Raw genomic sequence first — 17,414 nt, 5'->3', positions numbered from 1 at the left:
CGCTGGGGAGGTGTCGACCGTGCTGGAAGAGATCATCGAAGGGGTCCGGGAGGACCTGGCCGAGCGGCGCTCGGCACTGCCGCTGGAGGCACTGAAGGAGCAGGCGCTCCGAGCACCCACCCCGCTCGACGCCTACGCCCACCTCGCCCCGCGTGCGGGCGTGCACGTCATCGCCGAGGTCAAGCGCAGCAGCCCCAGCAAGGGCGCGCTGGCCGCGATCGCCGACCCCGCGTCCCTGGCCGCGGACTACGCCGCGGGCGGGGCCAGCGTCATCAGCGTGCTGACCGAGAGGCGTCGCTTCGGCGGGTCGCTCGCCGATCTCGACGCGGTGCGGGCGCGGGTGGACGTGCCTGTCCTGCGCAAGGACTTCGTCGTCGACCCCTACCAGGTGTGGGAGGCCCGCGCGCACGGGGCCGACCTCGTGCTCCTCATCGTGGCCGCGCTCCCGCAGGAGGTCCTCGTCGGGCTGCTGGAGCGTGTCGAGTCGCTGGGGATGAACGCGCTCGTCGAGGCGCACGACGAGACGGAGCTGCAGCGGGCCCTGGACGCCGGCGCACGTATCGTCGGCGTCAACAACCGCGACCTCAAGACCCTCGAGGTGGACCGCGGCACGTTCGCCCGGCTGGCGCCCGGGGTCCCCGACGGCGTCGTCCGGGTGGCCGAGTCCGGTGTGCGCGGCCCGCTGGACGTGATGGCGCTCGCCGAGGCCGGCGCTCACGCGGTGCTGGTGGGGGAGGCCCTGGTCACGGGCAGCAGCCCGCGCGAGGCCGTCGCCGAGCTGCTCGCGGCGGCCTCGCACCCCGCGGTCCACGGGGCCGGCCACCACCGCGGCCAGGAGGGCCGGTCGTGAACGCCCCGGCCGGACGCTTCGGCGGCTTCGGCGGACGCTACGTGCCGGAGGCCCTCGTCGCGGCGCTCGAGGAGCTGGACCGGGCGTGGCACGACGCCCTGGGCGACCCCGACTTCGGCGAGGAGCTGGCGCGGCTGCACCGGGACTACACCGGGCGCCCGAGCCCGCTGACGGAGGTGCCGCGGTTCGCCGAGCACGCGGGCGGCGCCCGCGTCTTCCTCAAGCGTGAGGACCTCAACCACACCGGCTCGCACAAGATCAACAACGTGCTCGGCCAGGCGCTGCTCACCGTGCGCATGGGCAAGAAGCGCGTCATCGCCGAGACCGGCGCCGGCCAGCACGGGGTGGCCACCGCCACCGCCGCGGCGCTCATGGGCCTGGACTGCGTGGTCTACATGGGCGAGGTCGACACCCGGCGGCAGGCGCTCAACGTGGCACGGATGCGCCTGCTGGGCGCCGAGGTGGTGCCCGTCTCGACGGGCAGCGCCACCCTCAAGGACGCCATCAACGAGGCCATGCGCGACTGGGTCACCAACGTGGGGGACACGCACTACCTGCTCGGCACGGTCACCGGCCCCCACCCGTTCCCCACGATGGTGCGCGACTTCCACTCGGTCATCGGCGTCGAGGCCCGGGAGCAGATCCTGGCCCGTACCGGGCGGCTGCCCGACGCCGTGTGCGCCTGCGTGGGTGGCGGCTCCAACGCGATGGGCATCTTCCACGCCTTCCGCGACGACCCCGAGGTCCGGCTGCACGGCTTCGAGGCCGGCGGCGAGGGCGTCGAGTCCGGCCGCCATGCCGCGCGCTTCTCCGGCGGTGTGCCGGGCGTGCTCCACGGCGCGGCCACCTACGTCCTCCAGGACGACGACGGCCAGACCCGGGAGACGCACTCGATCTCGGCCGGGCTGGACTATCCGTCGGTCGGGCCGGAGCACGCCTACCTGCACGACACCGGTCGTGCCACCTACGCCCCGGTGACCGACACCGAGGCGATGGACGCCTTCGCCCTCCTGTGCCGGACGGAGGGCATCATCCCGGCGATCGAGAGCGCCCACGCCCTCGCCGGCGCCCTGCGGGTCGGGCGTCGGCTGACGGAGGAGAACCCAGACCCGGAGCGGCCCCCGGTCGTCGTGGTCAACCTCTCCGGCCGCGGCGACAAGGACGTGGACACCGCTGCCCGCTGGTTCGGCCTGGTCGACGCCGAGGACCTGGTCGAGGCCGAGCAGCTCAAGGCCGACGAGCCCGTCGCCGAGGCGGAGGGGAGCGGCTGGTGAGCGCGCTCGACGACGTCTTCGCCCGGTGCCGTGCCGAGGAGCGGGCCGCGCTGGTGGCCTACCTGCCGGCCGGCTACCCGGACCTCGACACATCAGTCGCCGCCGTCCGCGCCGTCGCCGCGGCGGGTGCCGACGTCATCGAGGTCGGCGTGCCCTACACCGACCCGCTCATGGACGGCCCGGTGATCGAGCAGGCCGCGAGCCAGGCGCTGGCGAACGGCTTCCGGCTGGCGCAGGTCTTCGACGTGGTGCGGGCGGTGCGCGAGGCCGGGGCCGTTCCGGTCGTGATGTCCTACTGGAACCCGGTCCTGCGTCACGGCCCCGACCGGTTCGCCGCCGAGCTCGCCGCGGCGGGCGGCGCCGGCATGATCACCCCGGACCTCATCCCCGACGAGGCGCAGGTATGGCGTGCCGCGGCGGACGAGCACGGCCTCGACCCCGTCTTCCTCGTCGCGCCGAGCTCGACCGACGACCGCCTGCGGATGACCGCGGAGGCGTGCCGGGGATTCGTCTACGTGGCCTCGACGATGGGCGTGACCGGCGCCCGGACCTCCGTCGGCGGCAGCGCCGCCGCCCTCGTCGAGCGCACCCGGGCGGTGACCGACCTGCCGCTGTGCGTCGGGCTCGGGGTGAGCACGGGCGAGCAGGCCGCCGAGGTCGCCCGGTTCGCCGACGGCGTCATCGTGGGGTCGGCCCTGGTCCGGACCGTGGGAGAGGACCCCACCCTCGGCAGGCTGCGGGAGCTGACCGCGGAGCTGGCCCGGGGGGTGCGGCGATGACCCCGCCACGTCCCGGGGGCGACGGCCGATGAGCACGCCCGGGGCCGGTGAGGGTCCGGCCGGCGGCGCGGGCCCCTCGACGGTGACGGCCAGCGGCACCGCATACCCGGGAGCGCGCGGGCGCCCCGCCTGGCCCGGCGTGGTGGGGCTGGTCGCCAGACTCGTGCTGGGTGGTGTCCTGGTGGTGGCCGGGACGATCAAGATCGTCGACATCACCGGCTCGGTGCAGAGCGTGCTCGCCTACCAGCTGTTCAGCTACGACGTCGCCCGGTTCGTGGGGACGATGCTGCCGGTCGTCGAGATCGCCGCCGGGCTGCTGCTGGTGACGGGGCTGCTGACCCGCGCCGCCGCGGTCGCCGGCTCGCTGCTCATGGCCGTCTTCATCGTCGGGATCGTCTCGGCGTGGGCGCGCGGCCTGACGATCGACTGCGGCTGCTTCGGGACCGGGGGACCGGTGGACCCCGAGGACACCCGCTACCTGTCCGAGATCCTGCGCGACGTCGGCCTGCTCGCGCTCGGCGCGTGGCTGGTCGTCCGGCCGCGCACCCCGCTGTCCCTCGACGCCCTGCTCACGAAAGGTCGATGACCATGCCACGTCCGCCCGCTCCCGAGGTCAAGCAGGTCAGCAGGGGCGGCCCGCCGCTGGCGCTGATCGGTGGGGTCGTCGTGCTGCTCGTGGTGCTCATCGGTGTCCTCGTGTGGGCCGCCACCCGGGGCGGGGGCCTGGACGCGACGGGCAGCTCCAGCACGCTGCCCGACGGCGGGGGCGTCAGCGTCGGACCGGGCGTGGACGCAGACGTGGCGCAGGTGCGCATCTACGAGGACTTCCAGTGCCCCTGGTGCGGCCGGCTGGAGAACTCGGTCGGTGACCAGCTCACGGAGAAGGCGGAGGCAGGAGAGGTCAACCTCACCTTCCAGATCATGTCCTTCCTCGACGGCTCCCTGGGCAACGACTCCTCGACCCGGGCGGCCAACGCGGCCCTGTGCGCCGACGACGCCGGGGTGTTCGTGCCCTTCCACGCCTCCGTCTACGCCAACATGGGCCAGGAGGGGCAGGGCTACACCGACGAGCAGTTCGTGCAGTGGGCCCAGGACGCCGGCCTCGCCGGAGGTGAGCTGGAGACCTTCCAGCAGTGCGTCGCCGACGACACCCACGCCGACTACGTCGAGGCCATGCAGGAGCGCGCCAACCGCGACGGCGTCACCGGCACCCCCACGATGGTGGTCAACGGCACCACCATCGGCAACGAGGAGATGAGCCGGCTCATGCAGGACCCCGGCGCGCTCGACAGCATCCTCGAGGCGCACTCCTGATGCTGCCCGGGGGAGTCGCGCTCCCGACGGCCCTGGTCACCGCGATCCCCAGCCCCGAGCAGTCCGTCTGGTGGCTGGGCCCGCTGCCCGTCCGCGGCTACGCGCTGTCGATCCTGCTGGGCATCTTCGCCGCGCTGTGGCTCACCTCGCACCGCTCCAGGGCGCGCGGCGGGACGGGCCAGGAGATCTACGACATCGCGGTGCCCACGATCGTGCTGGGCATCCTCGGCGGCCGGATCTACCACGTGGTCTCCAGCCCCTGGCCGTACTTCGGCGAGGACGGCAACATCTGGGACGCGTTCAAGATCTGGGAGGGCGGGCTGGGCATCTGGGGCGCCGTCGCCCTGGGCGCGCTCGGTGCCTGGTGGGCGGCGCGGCGCCGGGGGCTGTCCTTCCTCGACCTGGGGGACGCCATGGTCCCCGGCCTGCTCGTGGCCCAGGCGCTCGGCCGCTGGGGAAACTGGTTCAACAACGAGCTCTACGGCGGACCCTCCGACGCCCCCTGGGCCGTGCAGATCCACCGGATGTCCGGCGGCGAGGCGGTGCGCGACCCCTCGGGCGAGGCGGTGGTCCTGGGCACCTTCCAGCCGACCTTCCTCTACGAGTCGCTGTGGTGCCTCATCGTCGCGGTGGTCATCCTCCTGCTGGACCGGCGGCTGCGGTTCGCGCGTGGTCAGGTCCTGGCCCTCTACCTCATGGGCTACACCCTCGGGCGGTTCTTCTTCGAGATCATGCGTACCGACCCTGCCCAGCTCGTCCTGGGTCAGCGGGTCAACGTCTGGGTGTCCGTCGCGATCTTCGGCCTCGGCGTGGCTCTGTACGTGTGGCGAGGACGCGTCGGCGACTACCCGGCCAGGGGTGCCCTGCGCCCGGAGGGCGCACCGGCGGCCTCCTGACACGGTGGCGGGGTGGGCGTCCGTCGCACGGGCCGGGGAGGCTTAGGGTTGTCCCATGCGTCGAGCGAAGATCGTCTGCACCCTCGGTCCTGCGACCGACTCCCCCGAGCAGATCACGGCTCTCGTCACGGCCGGTATGGACGTGGCTCGCCTGAACCTCTCCCACGGCACCTACGACGAGCACTACCAGCGCTACCTGCGCGTGCGCAAGGCCGGTGACAAGACCGGCCACGCGGTGGCGATCCTCGCCGACCTGCAGGGCCCCAAGATCCGCACCGGCACCTTCGCCGGCGGCCCGGTTACGCTGGCCCCCGGCGACCGGTTCACGATCACCACCCGGGACGTGCGCGGCGACAAGGACACGGTGGGCACGACCTACAAGGGGCTCCCCGGCGACGTGAGCACGGGTGACGACCTGCTGATCGACGACGGCAAGGTCATGCTCCGGGCGGTGGCGGTGACCGAGACCGACGTGGTCACCGAGGTGGTGGTCGGCGGCGTGGTGTCCAACAACAAGGGGATCAACCTGCCCGGCACCGCGGTGAGCGTGCCCGCCATGTCCGAGAAGGACGAGGAGGACCTGCGCTGGGCGGTCCGCTCCGGGGTCGACTTCGTGGCGCTGTCCTTCGTCCGCTCGGCCGCCGACTACGACGACGTCCGGCGCATCATGGACGAGGAGGGGCGCGTCCTGCCCGTCATCGCCAAGATCGAGAAGCCGCAGGCGGTGGACAACCTCGCCGAGATCGTCGACGCCTTCGACGGCGTCATGGTGGCCCGCGGCGACCTGGGCGTGGAGCTGCCGCTGGAGCAGGTGCCGCTGGTGCAGAAGGACGCCATCCAGCTGTGCCGCGAGAAGGCCAAGCCGGTCATCGTCGCCACCCAGGTGCTCGAGTCCATGGTCGAGAACCCCCGCCCCACGCGGGCCGAGGCCAGCGACTGCGCCAACGCGGTCCTCGACGGGGCCGACGCCATCATGCTCTCCGGCGAGACCTCCGTCGGTGCCTGGCCCATCCGGGCGGTGGAGACGATGGCGACGATCATCGGGAGCACCGAGGACCACGGGCTGCACCGGATTCTGCCGATCACGACCAAGCCGAAGACCCCCGGCGGCGCGGTGACGCGGGCCGCGATCACGCTGGCCGACTCCCTGGAGACGGTGAAGTTCCTCGTGACCTTCTCCAAGAGCGGTGACACGACGACACGGATGGCGCGGATGCGTCCCGCGGTGCCGATGCTGGCCTTCACCACCGAGCAGGCCACCCGTTCGCGCCTGGCCCTGACCTGGGGCGTGGAGACCTTCCTCGTGCCCTTCGTCTGGCACACCGACCAGATGGTCATGCAGGTGGAGGACGCGCTGCTGCGCGAGGGACGGTGCGAGAAGGGTGACCTCGTCGTCATCGTGGCCGGCTCCCCGCCCGGGGTGTCGGGCACGACCAACGCGCTGCGGCTGCACCGCGTCGGTGACGCGATCTACGGCAACGCGCCCGCCTACCAGGACGACCCGGTCGTCTAGGCCGGGGGCGGCGACGTGCCGCGTCCGGGCCGCGGGCCCGCGGGTATGCTGTCCCGTGGTCCAGACGACCCTGCCCGCCGGGGTGGTGGAACGGCAGACACGGGGCACTCAAAATGCTCTGCCCGCGAGGGCGTGCGGGTTCGAGTCCCGCTCCCGGCACACGACCAGACCTCTCCGACGTGGTCGGAGGCTCGAGAACACAGATAGGCTTTGCACGTGACCGACGCCAGCACCCAGCCCACGGACCCCGGCGACGGCGACGAGGCCGTCGCCGTCGAAGCGGACGAGACACCGGAACCCGCCGAGCAGGAGGCAGGCTCGCAGGAGACGCGCTCCGAGGACGGGCTGCGGATCGTCCTGGCGGAGGACGAGGCGCTGATCCGGATGGACCTCGCGGAGATGCTGGTCGAGGCCGGGCACGAGATCGTCGGCCAGGCCGCCGACGGTGAGCAGGCGGTCGCCCTGGTCAAGGAGACCGAGCCGGACCTGGTCGTCATGGACATCAAGATGCCCGGCATCGACGGCATCTCGGCCGCCGAGCAGATCGGTCGTGACGGGCTGGCCCCCGTCATCATGCTGACCGCCTTCAGCGACAAGAACCTCGTCGAGCGCGCCCGCGACGCCGGGGTCATGTCCTACGTCGTCAAGCCGTTCAGCGCCGCGGACGTCCTGCCCGCCATCGACATCGCCCGCGCCCGGTGGGCCGAGCGCAAGGCGCTGGAGGCCGAGGTGGCCGACCTGGGGGAGCGCTTCGAGACCCGCAAGCGCGTCGACCGGGCCAAGGGCCTGCTGATGACCCAGCTCAAGCTGACCGAGGCCGACGCCTTCCGCTGGATCCAGAAGGCGGCCATGGACCGCCGTCTGTCGATGCGCGAGGTCGCCGACGCCGTGATCGCCGGGATGCCCGCGAAGAAGTGAGCCGGGGACGCGGCGTCAGCGCAGCTGCGCCACGACGCTGACCAGGAGCGGCGCCACCACCAGCGCCGGCAGCAGGTCTCCGACCGGGATCTGCCGGACGGCCAGCAGGCGCAGCGCGATGCCGACGAGCAGCAGGCCCCCGGTCGCGGTCAGCGCTGCCACGTGCGCCTCGGGGACCACCTCGCCCAGGGTCACGCCCAGCACGGTCAGCGAGCCCTGCACCACCGCCACGGAGGCCGCCGAGAGCAGGACCCCCAGCCCGAAGGTGGAGGCGAAGGCCACCGAGGCGAAGAAGTCGAGCGCCGACTTCAGCACGAGCTGGTCGATGCCCCGGCCGAGCCCGTCCGACAGCGACCCGAGGATGGTCAGGGGTCCGACGCAGAAGAGCAGCGAGGCGGTCAGCCACCCCTCGATGAAGCGCTCGCGCTGAGCGTGCCCCGCGTCACGGTCGTCGTCGACGACCGGAAGGTGGCGGCGGTGCACCCACCGCTGCACCACGCCGGCCAGCGACTCCAGCCGCTCCTCGATGCGCAGGAGCGCACCCACGATGCCGCCGACCAGCAGGCTGCCCAGCACGATCAGGACCGGGACGCCGCCGCCCACGGCCTCCTCGAGCGCCGGAGAGGTCACCTCGAGGGCCGAGAGCCCGGCGACCAGGAGGGTGACGAGACCGAGGGAGTCGGTGACGACCGCGCGCACGCGCTCGGGCAGCCGGTTGCCGGCGAGCATGCCCAGCACCGCGCCCAGGAGCACGGCGACCACGTTGACCAGGGTGCCGAGCCCGGGGAAGCCACCATCCATGGCGCACAGCGTAGGTGGCCGGGCCCGGCGCCCTCCGACCGGTCCGGCCCACAGGCCCCCGGCCTCACCGGCGTGTCAGGCGCCGGGGGCCCTGTCCCGGAGCATGCAGGTCAGGCGTGCGGTGCAGACGCGCCGGCCGTCGTCGTCCCGCACGACGATCTCGTAGCTGGCCACCGACCGGCCCAGCGAGAGCGGGGTGGCCACGCCGGTCACCCAGCCCTCCCGCACCGCGCGGTGGTGCGTGGCGCTGAGGTCGACCCCGACGGCGATCCGGTCGGCGCCGGCATGCACCGCGGCGGCCACCGAGCCCACGCTCTCGGCCAGCACGGCCGACGCGCCACCGTGCAGCAGGCCGTAGGGCTGGGTGTTGCCCGCCACGGGGATCCGCGCGACCGTACGCTCCGCCGCGATCTCGAGGAACTCCATACCCATCCGCTCCGAGAGGGTGCCACCGGGCTGCCCGGAGGACATCCCGGGGATCGCGGACAGGGGGAGGGGAGCGGAGGTGTCGGGCATGGGACATAGGCTGCCATGCGTGAGTCGACTGCTGCTGCTGGACGGACACTCGTTGGCCTACCGCGCGTTCTACGCCCTGCCCGTGGAGAACTTCTCCACGACGACGGGGCAGAGCACCAACGCGGTCTACGGGTTCACCTCGATGCTCATCAACGTGCTGCGTGACGAGGCGCCCACCCACGTCGCGGTGGCCTTCGACCGGTCGCGCCAGACCTTCCGGACGCAGGAGTATGCCGAGTACAAGGCCGGGAGGGCGGCGACCCCGAGCGAGTTCGTGGGGCAGGTGGACCTCATCAAGCAGGTGCTCGACGCGCTGCGCATCACCCACGTCGAGGTCGACGGCTACGAGGCCGACGACATCATCGCCACCCTCACCGGGCAGGCCCGCTCCCAGGGCATGGAGGTGCTCATCCTCTCGGGGGACCGCGACGCCTTCCAGCTCGTCGACGACCGGACGCTGCTGCTCTACCCGGTCCGGGGGGTCTCGGAGACGTGGCGGATGACGCCCGAGAAGGTCGAGGAGAAGTACGGCGTGCGGCCCGAGCGCTACAGCGACCTCGCCGCCATGGTGGGGGAGAGCTCGGACAACCTGCCCGGCGTCCCCGGCGTGGGCCCCAAGACCGCGGCGAAGTGGCTGGCCGCGCACGGCGACCTGTCCGGCATCGTCAGCGCCGCCGACCAGCTCACGGGCAAGGCCGGGCAGGCGCTGCGCGACCATCTGGACCAGGTGCTGCGCAACCGCCGCCTCAACCAGCTCGTGGGCGACGTGCCGCTGGAGGTCGGCGTCGACGACCTGCAGGCCAGGGGGTGGGACCGCGAGGAGGTGCACCGCGTCTTCGACGGGCTGGAGTTCCGCGTCCTGCGGGACCGGCTCTTCAGCACCCTGGAGTCGGCCGAGACCGAGGCCGAGGAGGGCATCGAGGTCGAGGGGCAGGCCCTCCCCGCGGGTGAGGTCGCCTCCTGGCTCGACCGGTATGCCGGTGCCGGGTCGCGCACGGCCGTCGTGGTGCACGCCGCACCGAGGACCGCCGCCGGCCCGGGGGAGGCCACGGCCGTGGGCCTGGCCGGCGCGGAGCAGGCGGCCTTCGTCGACCTGGTCGACCTCGGACCTGACGACGAGACCGCGCTGGCGGGGTTCCTCCTGGACCCGGCGCGCGAGAAGGTGCTGCACGAGGCCAAGGGCCAGGTCCGCTCGCTGGAGGAACGTGGCCTGCCCGTCGAGGGCATCGTCAGCGACACGGCTCTGGCCGCCTACCTGGTGCGGCCGGACCAGCGCTCCTACGACCTGGCCGACCTGGCGCTGCGCTACCTGCGGCGCGAGCTGCGCCTGGACGACGAGCCCGAGGCGCAGGGACAGCTGGAGCTGGCCTTCGGTGCGGACGACACGGCCGAGGCGGCGGCTGCCCGCTCCGCGATGGTCCACGCCAGGGCGGTGCACGACCTGTCGCTGGCGCTGGACACCGAGCTGGCCGACGACGAGGAGCAGGCGCTGCTGCGCGACGTCGAGCTGCCGCTCGTCGGCGTGCTGCGGCGGATGGAGCGGGCCGGGATCGCGGTCGACGTCGACGGGCTGCAGCGGTTGGAGCGCGAGTTCGCCGACGCGATGACGCAGGCACAGCAGGACGCCTGGGACGCGATCGGTGACGACACGGTCAACCTCGGGTCCCCCAAGCAGCTGCAGACCGTGCTCTTCGACACGCTGGCCCTGCCCAAGACGCGCCGCACCAAGACCGGATACACCACCGACGCCGACGCCCTGGCGGGCCTCTACGCCCAGACGGAGCACCCCTTCCTCGAGGCGCTGCTGCGCCACCGGGACAAGACCCGGCTGCGGATCACCGCCGAGGGGCTGATCAAGTCGGTCGCCGACGACGGGCGCATCCACACGACCTACCAGCAGACCATCGCGGCGACCGGCCGGCTGAGCTCGACCGAGCCCAACCTGCAGAACATCCCGATCCGCACCGAGGAGGGTCGGCGCATCCGGGAGATCTTCGTCGTCGGCCGTGACGGGCAGGGTGACTTCGAGTCGCTGATGTCGGCCGACTACAGCCAGATCGAGATGCGGATCATGGCGCACCTGTCCGGGGACGAGGGGCTGATCGAGGCCTTCCGCACCGGGGAGGACCTGCACAGGTTCGTCGGGTCCCGGGTCTTCGGGGTCGACCCCGAGGACGTCACCCTCGAGATGCGCTCGAAGGTCAAGGCCATGAGCTACGGCCTCGCCTACGGGTTGTCGGCGTTCGGGCTCTCCAAGCAGCTGGGCATCTCCACCGGCGAGGCCAAGGGCCTCATGGACGAGTACTTCGAGCGGTTCGGAGGGGTGCGCGACTACCTGCGTGACGTCGTCGCCGAGGCCCGGCGCAGCGGCTTCACCGAGACGATCCTGGGGCGTCGGCGCCACCTGCCCGACCTGGTGAGCGACAACCGGCAGCGCCGCGAGATGGCCGAGCGGATGGCGCTCAACGCCCCCATCCAGGGATCGGCGGCGGACCTGATCAAGGTGGCCATGCTGCGGACCGAGCGCGGCCTGCAGGAGGCCGGCCTGCGCTCCCGCATGCTGCTCCAGGTCCACGACGAGCTGGTCCTGGAGGTGGCCCCCGGGGAGCAGGAGCGGGTCGAGCAGGTCGTGCGCGAGCAGATGGGCTCCGCCGCGGACCTGCAGGTCCCGCTCGACGTGAGCGTGGGCGTGGGCCGGACCTGGCACGACGCGGCGCACTGAGGATCGGCCCCCACCGCCCTGACCAGCGCCGGAAGCGGCCGCCGCGGTCTCGGCGTCGCCCCTGTGACGCTAGATAACGATGTGGGAACGATCGGGCGCGGCACCCTTGCCAGGGGCGGGAGGGCACCCTAGGTTCAGGGCACACCGTGGCGGCATCGTCGCTGCCACAACGACAAGAGGAGCACCATGAGCCCAACCTCTCTTCGCTCTCGAGCGTCCGTGACCGCCCGCGGGATCGCTGCTGTGACTGCTGCCACTCTTGTGCTGGCGGCCTGCGGCGGTGGAGGAGAAGACCCCGAGGACACCGGCGACGCCGCCGCCCCCGGGGAGACCGAGGAAACCCAGTCGACCGGTGAGGCCGGAGAGCGTGACCTGACGCTGGAGGTCGGCACCGTCCTGCCCCAGACCGGCGCGCTGGCCTTCCTCGGCCCGCCGGAGGAGGCGGGCGTCCTGCTCGCCGAGAAGCACATCAACGACGCCGACATGGGCATCACCGTCAACGTCACCCTCGGTGACTCCGGTGACCCCGACAACCGTGCCTACGCGACGACCGTGCCGCAGCTGCTCAACGCCGGCGCCCACGTCATCGTCGGTGCCGCGTCCTCGGGCGTGTCCAAGCTGTTCATCGACGAGGTCGTGGCCGCCGAGCGGCTGATGATCTCGCCGGCCAACACCTCGCCGGACTTCACCGACTGGGACGACAACAACCTCTACTGGCGCACCGCGCCCTCGGACCTGCTCCAGGGCGAGGTGCTGGGCAACCTCATCGCCCAGGACGGTGTGGTCAACCTGGGCGTCATCTACCTCAACGACGCCTACGGCACCGGTCTGGAGGCCCAGCTGAAGGAGACCTTCGAGGCCGCCAACGGCAGCATCGTGGCCAGCGAGTCCTACAACGCCGGTGACACGACGTTCGACGCCCAGATCAGCTCGGTCATGGCCCAGAACCCCGACGCGATCGCCCTGATCACCTTCGAGGAGGCCAAGACCATCATCCCCGCGCTGGACGCTGCGGGCTTCGACACCAGCAAGCTGTACTTCGTCGACGGCAACATCGCCGACTACAGCGAGGACTTCGACCCGGGCCTGCTCGAGGGCTCCAAGGGCACCCAGCCGGGCCCCGACCTGGAGGACGACTTCGAGAGCCAGCTCAACGAGGTCTGGACCGCCGAGGGCAACGAGGAGCTCGCCAACTGGAACTACGCGGCCGAGTCCTACGACGCCGTGATCCTGGCCGCCCTGGCCGCGCTGTCCGCCAACTCGGTGGAGGGCCCGGACATCGCCGCCAAGATGCAGGAGGTCTCCGGCGGCACCGGTGGCGGTGAGACGGCCACGGACTTCGCCGAGGCCGCGCAGATCATCGTCGACGGCGGCGTCGTCGACTACGACGGCCCGTCCGGCCCGATCACCTTCGACGAGAAGGGCGACCCGACCGAGGCGACCATCGGCATCTTCGAGTACGACGGCAACAACCAGCTGGTCCGCCTCAACTGAGCCGGACCCGCGCACCGCGCAGGGCCCCCGGGACGGTCACCGTCCCGGGGGCCCTCGTCGTGCGGGCTGACGTGCAGTGCCGTGGGCGGATGTGCAGACAGGGCGAGGGCCCCGGGACCATGTCCCGGGGCCCTCGTGCGGCTGTGCCCGCGCAGCAGCGACGGATGGCTAGGAGGCGTCCTCCTGCCCCAGCGTGCCCAGGTAGAGGCCGATCACCTTCTCGTCGCTGAGCAGCTCGCGGCCCGTGCCGGTGTGGGCGTCGCGGCCCTGGTCCAGCACGTAGGCGCGGTCGCAGATCTGCAGGCAGCGCCGGGCGTTCTGCTCGACCATGATGACCGTCACCCCGGCCTGGTTGATCGAGGAGACGCGGATGAAGGCGTCGTCCTGCCGGACCGGCGACAGTCCGGCCGACGGCTCGTCGAGCAGCAGGACGTCGGGGCGCATCATCAGCGCCCTCGACATCGCGACCATCTGCCGTTCGCCGCCGCTGAGCGAACCGGCCACCTGGTTGAGCCGGTCCCCGAGGGCGGGAAAGATGTCGATCACGAAGTCCAGGCTCTCCCTGACCTGGGAGGCACGCTGGTAGGCGCCCATCTCGAGGTTCTCCCGGATGGTGAGCGTCGGGAAGACGTTCTCGGTCTGCGGCACGAGGCCGACGCCTTTGGCCACGAGCTTGTTGGCCTTGAGGTTGGTGATGTCCTCGCCGCGCAGCGAGATGGTGCCCGACCGCACGTTGACCAGCCCGAAGATGGCCTTGAGCAGCGTCGACTTGCCGGCCCCGTTGGGGCCGATGATGCCGATCAGCTCGCCGTCGTAGGCCTGCAGGTTGGTGTCGGTGAGGATGTCGATGCCGGGCAGGTAGCCGGCTGTGACGTCGCGCGCCTCCACGACGAGCTCGCGGGAGTCCGCGGCGGGCCGGTCGGCCGGCTCGAGGTCGGTGTCCGTGGTGCTCATGAGATGCGGTTGCCCTCCTCGTCGTAACGGCCGGTGATGACGCCGATGTCCTGGTCCAGGTGGCTGCCCAGGTAGGCGTCGACGACCGCCGGGTCGGACATCACCACGTCGGGAGGCCCCTCGGCGACGATGCGCCCCTCGGCCATGACCACGACCCAGTCGGCGATGTGCCGGACCATGTGCATGTCGTGCTCGACGAAGAGCACGGTCATCCCCTCGCTCTTGAGGTCGATGACGTGGTCGAGCAGCGACTGGACCAGGGCCGGGTTGACACCGGCCATGGGCTCGTCCAGCAGCACGAACTCCGGGTCGGTCATCAGGGCGCGCGCCATCTCCAGCAGCTTGCGCTGCCCGCCGGACAGGGCCGCGGAGTAGTCGGCGCGCTTGTCGTAGAGCTTGAACTTCTGCAGCAGCTCCAGGGCACGGGCCTCGATGTCCTTCTCCTGGGCGCGCCAGAGGAAGGGGAAGATGCTGGCGAGCATCCGCTCACCCGTCTGCCCGGTGGCGCCGAGCTTCATGCTCTCCAGGACGGTCAGCCGTTGCAGCACCTTGGTCAGCTGGAAGGTGCGCACCTGGCCGCGGCGGGCTGCCTTCCACGCGGGGATACCGGCCAGGGAGCGGCCGTTGAAGGACCACTCACCGCTGTCCGGCTGGTCGAACCCGGAGAGCAGGTTGAACAGGGTGGTCTTGCCCGCGCCGTTGGGGCCGATGAGCGCCGTGATGGCATTGCGGGGGATCTCGAGGTGCTCGACGTCCACGGCCTTGATGCCGCCGAAGGAGCGCGAGATGTGGTCGGCGACCAGGATCGGGTCCTTCTTGCCGACACCCGGGGCGGGCGGCCCGGTCGCCAGGTCGTGGCTGGTGTGCACCTCGTGGGTGGGTGCGACGTCCAGCGTGTCGCCGGAGGACCGGTCGTCGCCGAAGTCACCCGTGTGGTCGGTGACCTCGGCGTCGTCCCGGTGGCCGTCCTCCTGGGGCTCCCGGGGGGAGGGGGCGGCGGGGTGCTCGTTACTTGACAAAGGTCATCTCCTTCTTGCTCCCCAGGATGCCCTGTGGCCGGAACGCGACCAGGAGCATCAGGGCGACACCGACCACCACGAAGCGCAGGTTGCCGGCCTGGGTGGCGGTCATCGGCAGGTAGCCGGCGTTGGCCATGGCGGGCAGGACACCGGCGAGGAAGGCCATCAGGACCCAGTACAGGACCGCGCCCAGCACGGGGCCGAAGATCGTCGCGGCGCCGCCGAGCAGCAGGGCGGTCCAGACGAAGAAGGTCAGGCTGGGCAGGTAGTACTGCGGGATCACCGCCGAGGGAAGGGCGATCACCACGCCACCGAGCGCGCCCATCACCCCGCCGATGATGAGCGCCTGCATCTTGTAGAGGAAGACGTTCTTGCCCAGCGAGCGGACCGCGTCCTCGTCCTCGCGGATGCCCTTGAGCACCCGCCCCCACGGGCTGCGCATGAGCAGCCACACGACGAGGACGGCGACGGCGACGAGCACGAGGCCGAAGACCCTGGCCCACCAGCCCTGGTCGGTGTAGTACCACGGACCCCAGCCGTAGGTGCCGGCCGGCAGGGGGTTGGCGGCCCGGAAGCTCTCGTGGTAGCCGCCCAGGCCGTCGGCCGAGTTGGTCCACCTGTCGAAGAGCTGGGTCTGGAAGAGCAGGCGGACGATCTCGGCGGCGGCGATGGTCACGATCGCCAGGTAGTCCGCACGCAGCCGCAGGGTGGGGATGCCCAGGACGACCGCGAAGACCACCGCGCCGAGGACGCTGACCCCCATCGCCGCCCACCAGGGCAGGCCGAAGGACAGGATCGAGATCGCGTAGCCGTAGGCGCCGATCGCCATGAAGCCCGCCATCCCGAAGTTGAGCAGGCCGGCGTAGCCGAAGTGGATCGCCAGGCCGATGGCGGCGAGCATGAAGCCGATGGTCTCGGCCGAGAGGATGAAGCTCGCGGTGTTGTTGAGGATCTGGCCCCAGTCCATCGCAGTCCCTCCGTTATCCGATGCGGGCCCGTCGGCCCAGGAGTCCCTGGGGCCGGACGAGGAGGATGATGATGAGGACGCCGAGGGCGCCGACGTACTTGATGTCGGAGGGGATCCACAGCGTGGACACCTCGACGAGGACACCGATGACCAGGGCGCCCAGCAGGGCGCCGAACGCGGTGCCGAGGCCGCCGAGGACGACGGCGGCGAAGATCAGCAGCAGGATCTGCACGCCCATGTCCCACTTGATCCCCGGGCGGAAGTAGGCCCACAGCACGCCGGAGAGGCCGGCGAGGGCGCTGCCGGCGACCCACACGATCCGGGTGACGGCCTCCACGTCGATGCCGCTCGCGGCCGCGAGGGACCGGTTGTCGGCGACCGCCCGGGTCGCCTTGCCCGTGCGGGTGCGCTGCAGCCAGTAGGCGACACCGAGCAGCACCACCAGGCTGATACCCATGCTCACCATGTCGATGGTGCTCAGCCGGATCGGCCCGATGATCTGGTGCCGGGTGCCGCCCGCGCCGGGCAGCTGGAGGGTCCCACCACCGATGAAGTACTGGAAGACGTAACGACCCGCCAGGGACAGACCGATCGTGAGGATCATCAGCTGCACCACACCGATGCCCCGCCTGCGCAGGGGGCGCCAGATCGAGGCGTCCACGGCCCAGCCCAGGGCGCCGCTGGCGACCACCGCGATGATGATCGCGAGCCAGATCGGCCAGTCGACGAAGACGCTGAAGGTCAGCGCGATCACCGCACCGAAGGTGACCATCTCCGCGTGCGCGAAGTTGGTCAGGCCCGTCGTGCCGAAGATCAGCGACAGGCCGATCGAGGCCAGGGCCAGCATGAGCCCGAAGTTGACGCCGTTCATCAGGCGCTCGACGAACTGGGAGAAGAAGCTGGCGGTCTGCCGCTCACCCTCACCCAGGAAGAAGTTGCCGGGCTGGAAGAACTGGGAGCCGTACTCGACGCTGAGCGGGTTGTCCCCGGTCACGGTGATGCCCTCGGGCAGGCTCTCCTCGTCGAGGAGGACCTCGTAGGTGTCGGTCGTCGGGACCCCGACCCGGGCCTGACCCCGCTCGTTGGTCGTGGCCTCGGCCTCGTAGCCGCCGCCGCTGACGACCACGCGGACGTCAGGGACCGGCTCGTTGTCGTTGCGCACGTTGACCGTGATGTTCTGGTCGTGCTCCTCGACGTTGACCTGCGAGGGGTCGTCGGGCGCCTGCGCGGTCGCGGAGAGCGGGGCGAACACCGAGAAGACGAACAGCGTCGTCAGCAGGAGCCCCAGCAGGTGCAGGGGGCTCCGGGCACGAGGACGCTCCCGGTAGGGGGTGGTGGGCGGCACTGCTCCTCCAGCCTGGGGTCACGGGCAAGACTCCACGCACCGGCGGCGGTGC

General features: G+C 71.6%; 16 protein-coding genes and 1 tRNA gene. 11 read left to right on the top strand and 6 right to left on the bottom strand.

Annotated features, from left to right (window positions below):
* Positions 1-10 precede the first annotated feature (10 nt).
* The 9 genes from trpC (at position 11) to K330_RS0110870 (ending at position 7,544) form a co-directional block, all read left to right on the top strand.
* A complete protein-coding gene (gene trpC / locus K330_RS0110910; protein ID WP_022921864.1) occupies positions 11-850 on the top strand; it encodes an indole-3-glycerol phosphate synthase TrpC in 840 nt (279 codons plus the stop codon).
* The gene (gene trpB / locus K330_RS0110905; protein WP_022921863.1) at positions 847-2,124 is read left to right on the top strand and encodes a tryptophan synthase subunit beta; all 1,278 of its coding nucleotides are present in this window, start codon (positions 847-849) and stop codon (positions 2,122-2,124) included. The genes trpC and trpB overlap by 4 nt, the downstream gene beginning before the upstream one ends.
* Positions 2,121-2,903 (top strand): tryptophan synthase subunit alpha, encoded by a 783-nt coding sequence (gene trpA / locus K330_RS0110900; protein WP_022921862.1) that lies wholly within the window; start codon positions 2,121-2,123, stop codon positions 2,901-2,903. The genes trpB and trpA overlap by 4 nt, the downstream gene beginning before the upstream one ends.
* 28 nt (positions 2,904-2,931) lie before the next feature.
* On the top strand, positions 2,932-3,489 hold the full coding sequence (locus tag K330_RS0110895) for a MauE/DoxX family redox-associated membrane protein (RefSeq protein WP_084617410.1): 558 nt from the start codon (positions 2,932-2,934) through the stop codon (positions 3,487-3,489).
* Positions 3,490-3,491: 2 nt separating this feature from the next.
* Positions 3,492-4,217, top strand: coding sequence for a DsbA family protein (locus K330_RS0110890; protein WP_040658015.1), 726 nt, complete (start codon positions 3,492-3,494; stop codon positions 4,215-4,217).
* Entirely contained in the window at positions 4,217-5,113 is an 897-nt protein-coding gene (gene lgt / locus K330_RS20700) for a prolipoprotein diacylglyceryl transferase (RefSeq protein WP_022921860.1), read from the top strand. Before K330_RS0110890 ends, lgt begins: the two co-directional genes overlap by 1 nt.
* A 55-nt stretch (positions 5,114-5,168) precedes the next feature.
* Entirely contained in the window at positions 5,169-6,626 is a 1,458-nt protein-coding gene (gene pyk, locus K330_RS0110880) for a pyruvate kinase (protein ID WP_022921859.1), read from the top strand.
* A gap of 76 nt (positions 6,627-6,702) precedes the next feature.
* Positions 6,703-6,785: transfer RNA gene (locus K330_RS0110875), tRNA-Leu, on the top strand.
* A 57-nt stretch (positions 6,786-6,842) separates the two neighbouring features.
* A complete protein-coding gene (locus K330_RS0110870) occupies positions 6,843-7,544 on the top strand; it encodes an ANTAR domain-containing response regulator (RefSeq protein WP_022921858.1) in 702 nt (233 codons plus the stop codon).
* 15 nt (positions 7,545-7,559) lie between these two features.
* Here the strand turns inward: K330_RS0110870 and K330_RS0110865 are convergent, their stop codons facing one another.
* Positions 7,560-8,345, bottom strand: a complete 786-nt coding sequence (locus K330_RS0110865; protein WP_022921857.1) for a DUF554 domain-containing protein — start codon at positions 8,343-8,345, stop codon at positions 7,560-7,562.
* Positions 8,346-8,420: 75 nt separating this feature from the next.
* Positions 8,421-8,861, bottom strand: coding sequence for a PaaI family thioesterase (locus K330_RS0110860; protein WP_022921856.1), 441 nt, complete (start codon positions 8,859-8,861; stop codon positions 8,421-8,423).
* A 19-nt stretch (positions 8,862-8,880) separates the two neighbouring features.
* On the opposite strand from K330_RS0110860, the gene polA reads away from it, so the two are divergent.
* The gene (gene polA, locus K330_RS0110855; RefSeq protein ID WP_029202562.1) at positions 8,881-11,583 is read left to right on the top strand and encodes a DNA polymerase I; all 2,703 of its coding nucleotides are present in this window, start codon (positions 8,881-8,883) and stop codon (positions 11,581-11,583) included.
* Between the two features lie 243 nt (positions 11,584-11,826).
* The gene (locus K330_RS0110850) at positions 11,827-13,077 is read left to right on the top strand and encodes an ABC transporter substrate-binding protein (RefSeq protein WP_308423441.1); all 1,251 of its coding nucleotides are present in this window, start codon (positions 11,827-11,829) and stop codon (positions 13,075-13,077) included.
* 168 nt (positions 13,078-13,245) lie between these two features.
* Here K330_RS0110850 and K330_RS0110845 read toward each other — a convergent pair whose 3' ends face one another.
* The 4 genes from K330_RS0110845 to K330_RS0110830 all read right to left on the bottom strand — a co-directional run bounded on the left by K330_RS0110845 (position 13,246) and on the right by K330_RS0110830 (position 17,362).
* Complete coding sequence (locus K330_RS0110845) at positions 13,246-14,031, bottom strand: ABC transporter ATP-binding protein (protein WP_022921853.1); 786 nt, start codon at positions 14,029-14,031, stop codon at positions 13,246-13,248.
* Positions 14,028-14,900 (bottom strand): ABC transporter ATP-binding protein, encoded by an 873-nt coding sequence (locus K330_RS20695; protein WP_051145581.1) that lies wholly within the window; start codon positions 14,898-14,900, stop codon positions 14,028-14,030. The genes K330_RS0110845 and K330_RS20695 overlap by 4 nt, the downstream gene beginning before the upstream one ends.
* A gap of 139 nt (positions 14,901-15,039) precedes the next feature.
* Positions 15,040-16,017, bottom strand: a complete 978-nt coding sequence (locus K330_RS0110835; protein ID WP_022921851.1) for a branched-chain amino acid ABC transporter permease — start codon at positions 16,015-16,017, stop codon at positions 15,040-15,042.
* Positions 16,018-16,030: 13 nt separating this feature from the next.
* Positions 16,031-17,362, bottom strand: coding sequence for a branched-chain amino acid ABC transporter permease (locus K330_RS0110830; RefSeq protein WP_022921850.1), 1,332 nt, complete (start codon positions 17,360-17,362; stop codon positions 16,031-16,033).
* Positions 17,363-17,414: the final 52 nt, after the last annotated feature.

The organism is Ornithinimicrobium pekingense DSM 21552 (assembly GCF_000421185.1).
Lineage (GTDB): Bacteria > Actinomycetota > Actinomycetes > Actinomycetales > Dermatophilaceae > Ornithinicoccus > Ornithinicoccus pekingensis.
This window is presented reverse-complemented; position numbering and strand designations above follow the sequence as displayed.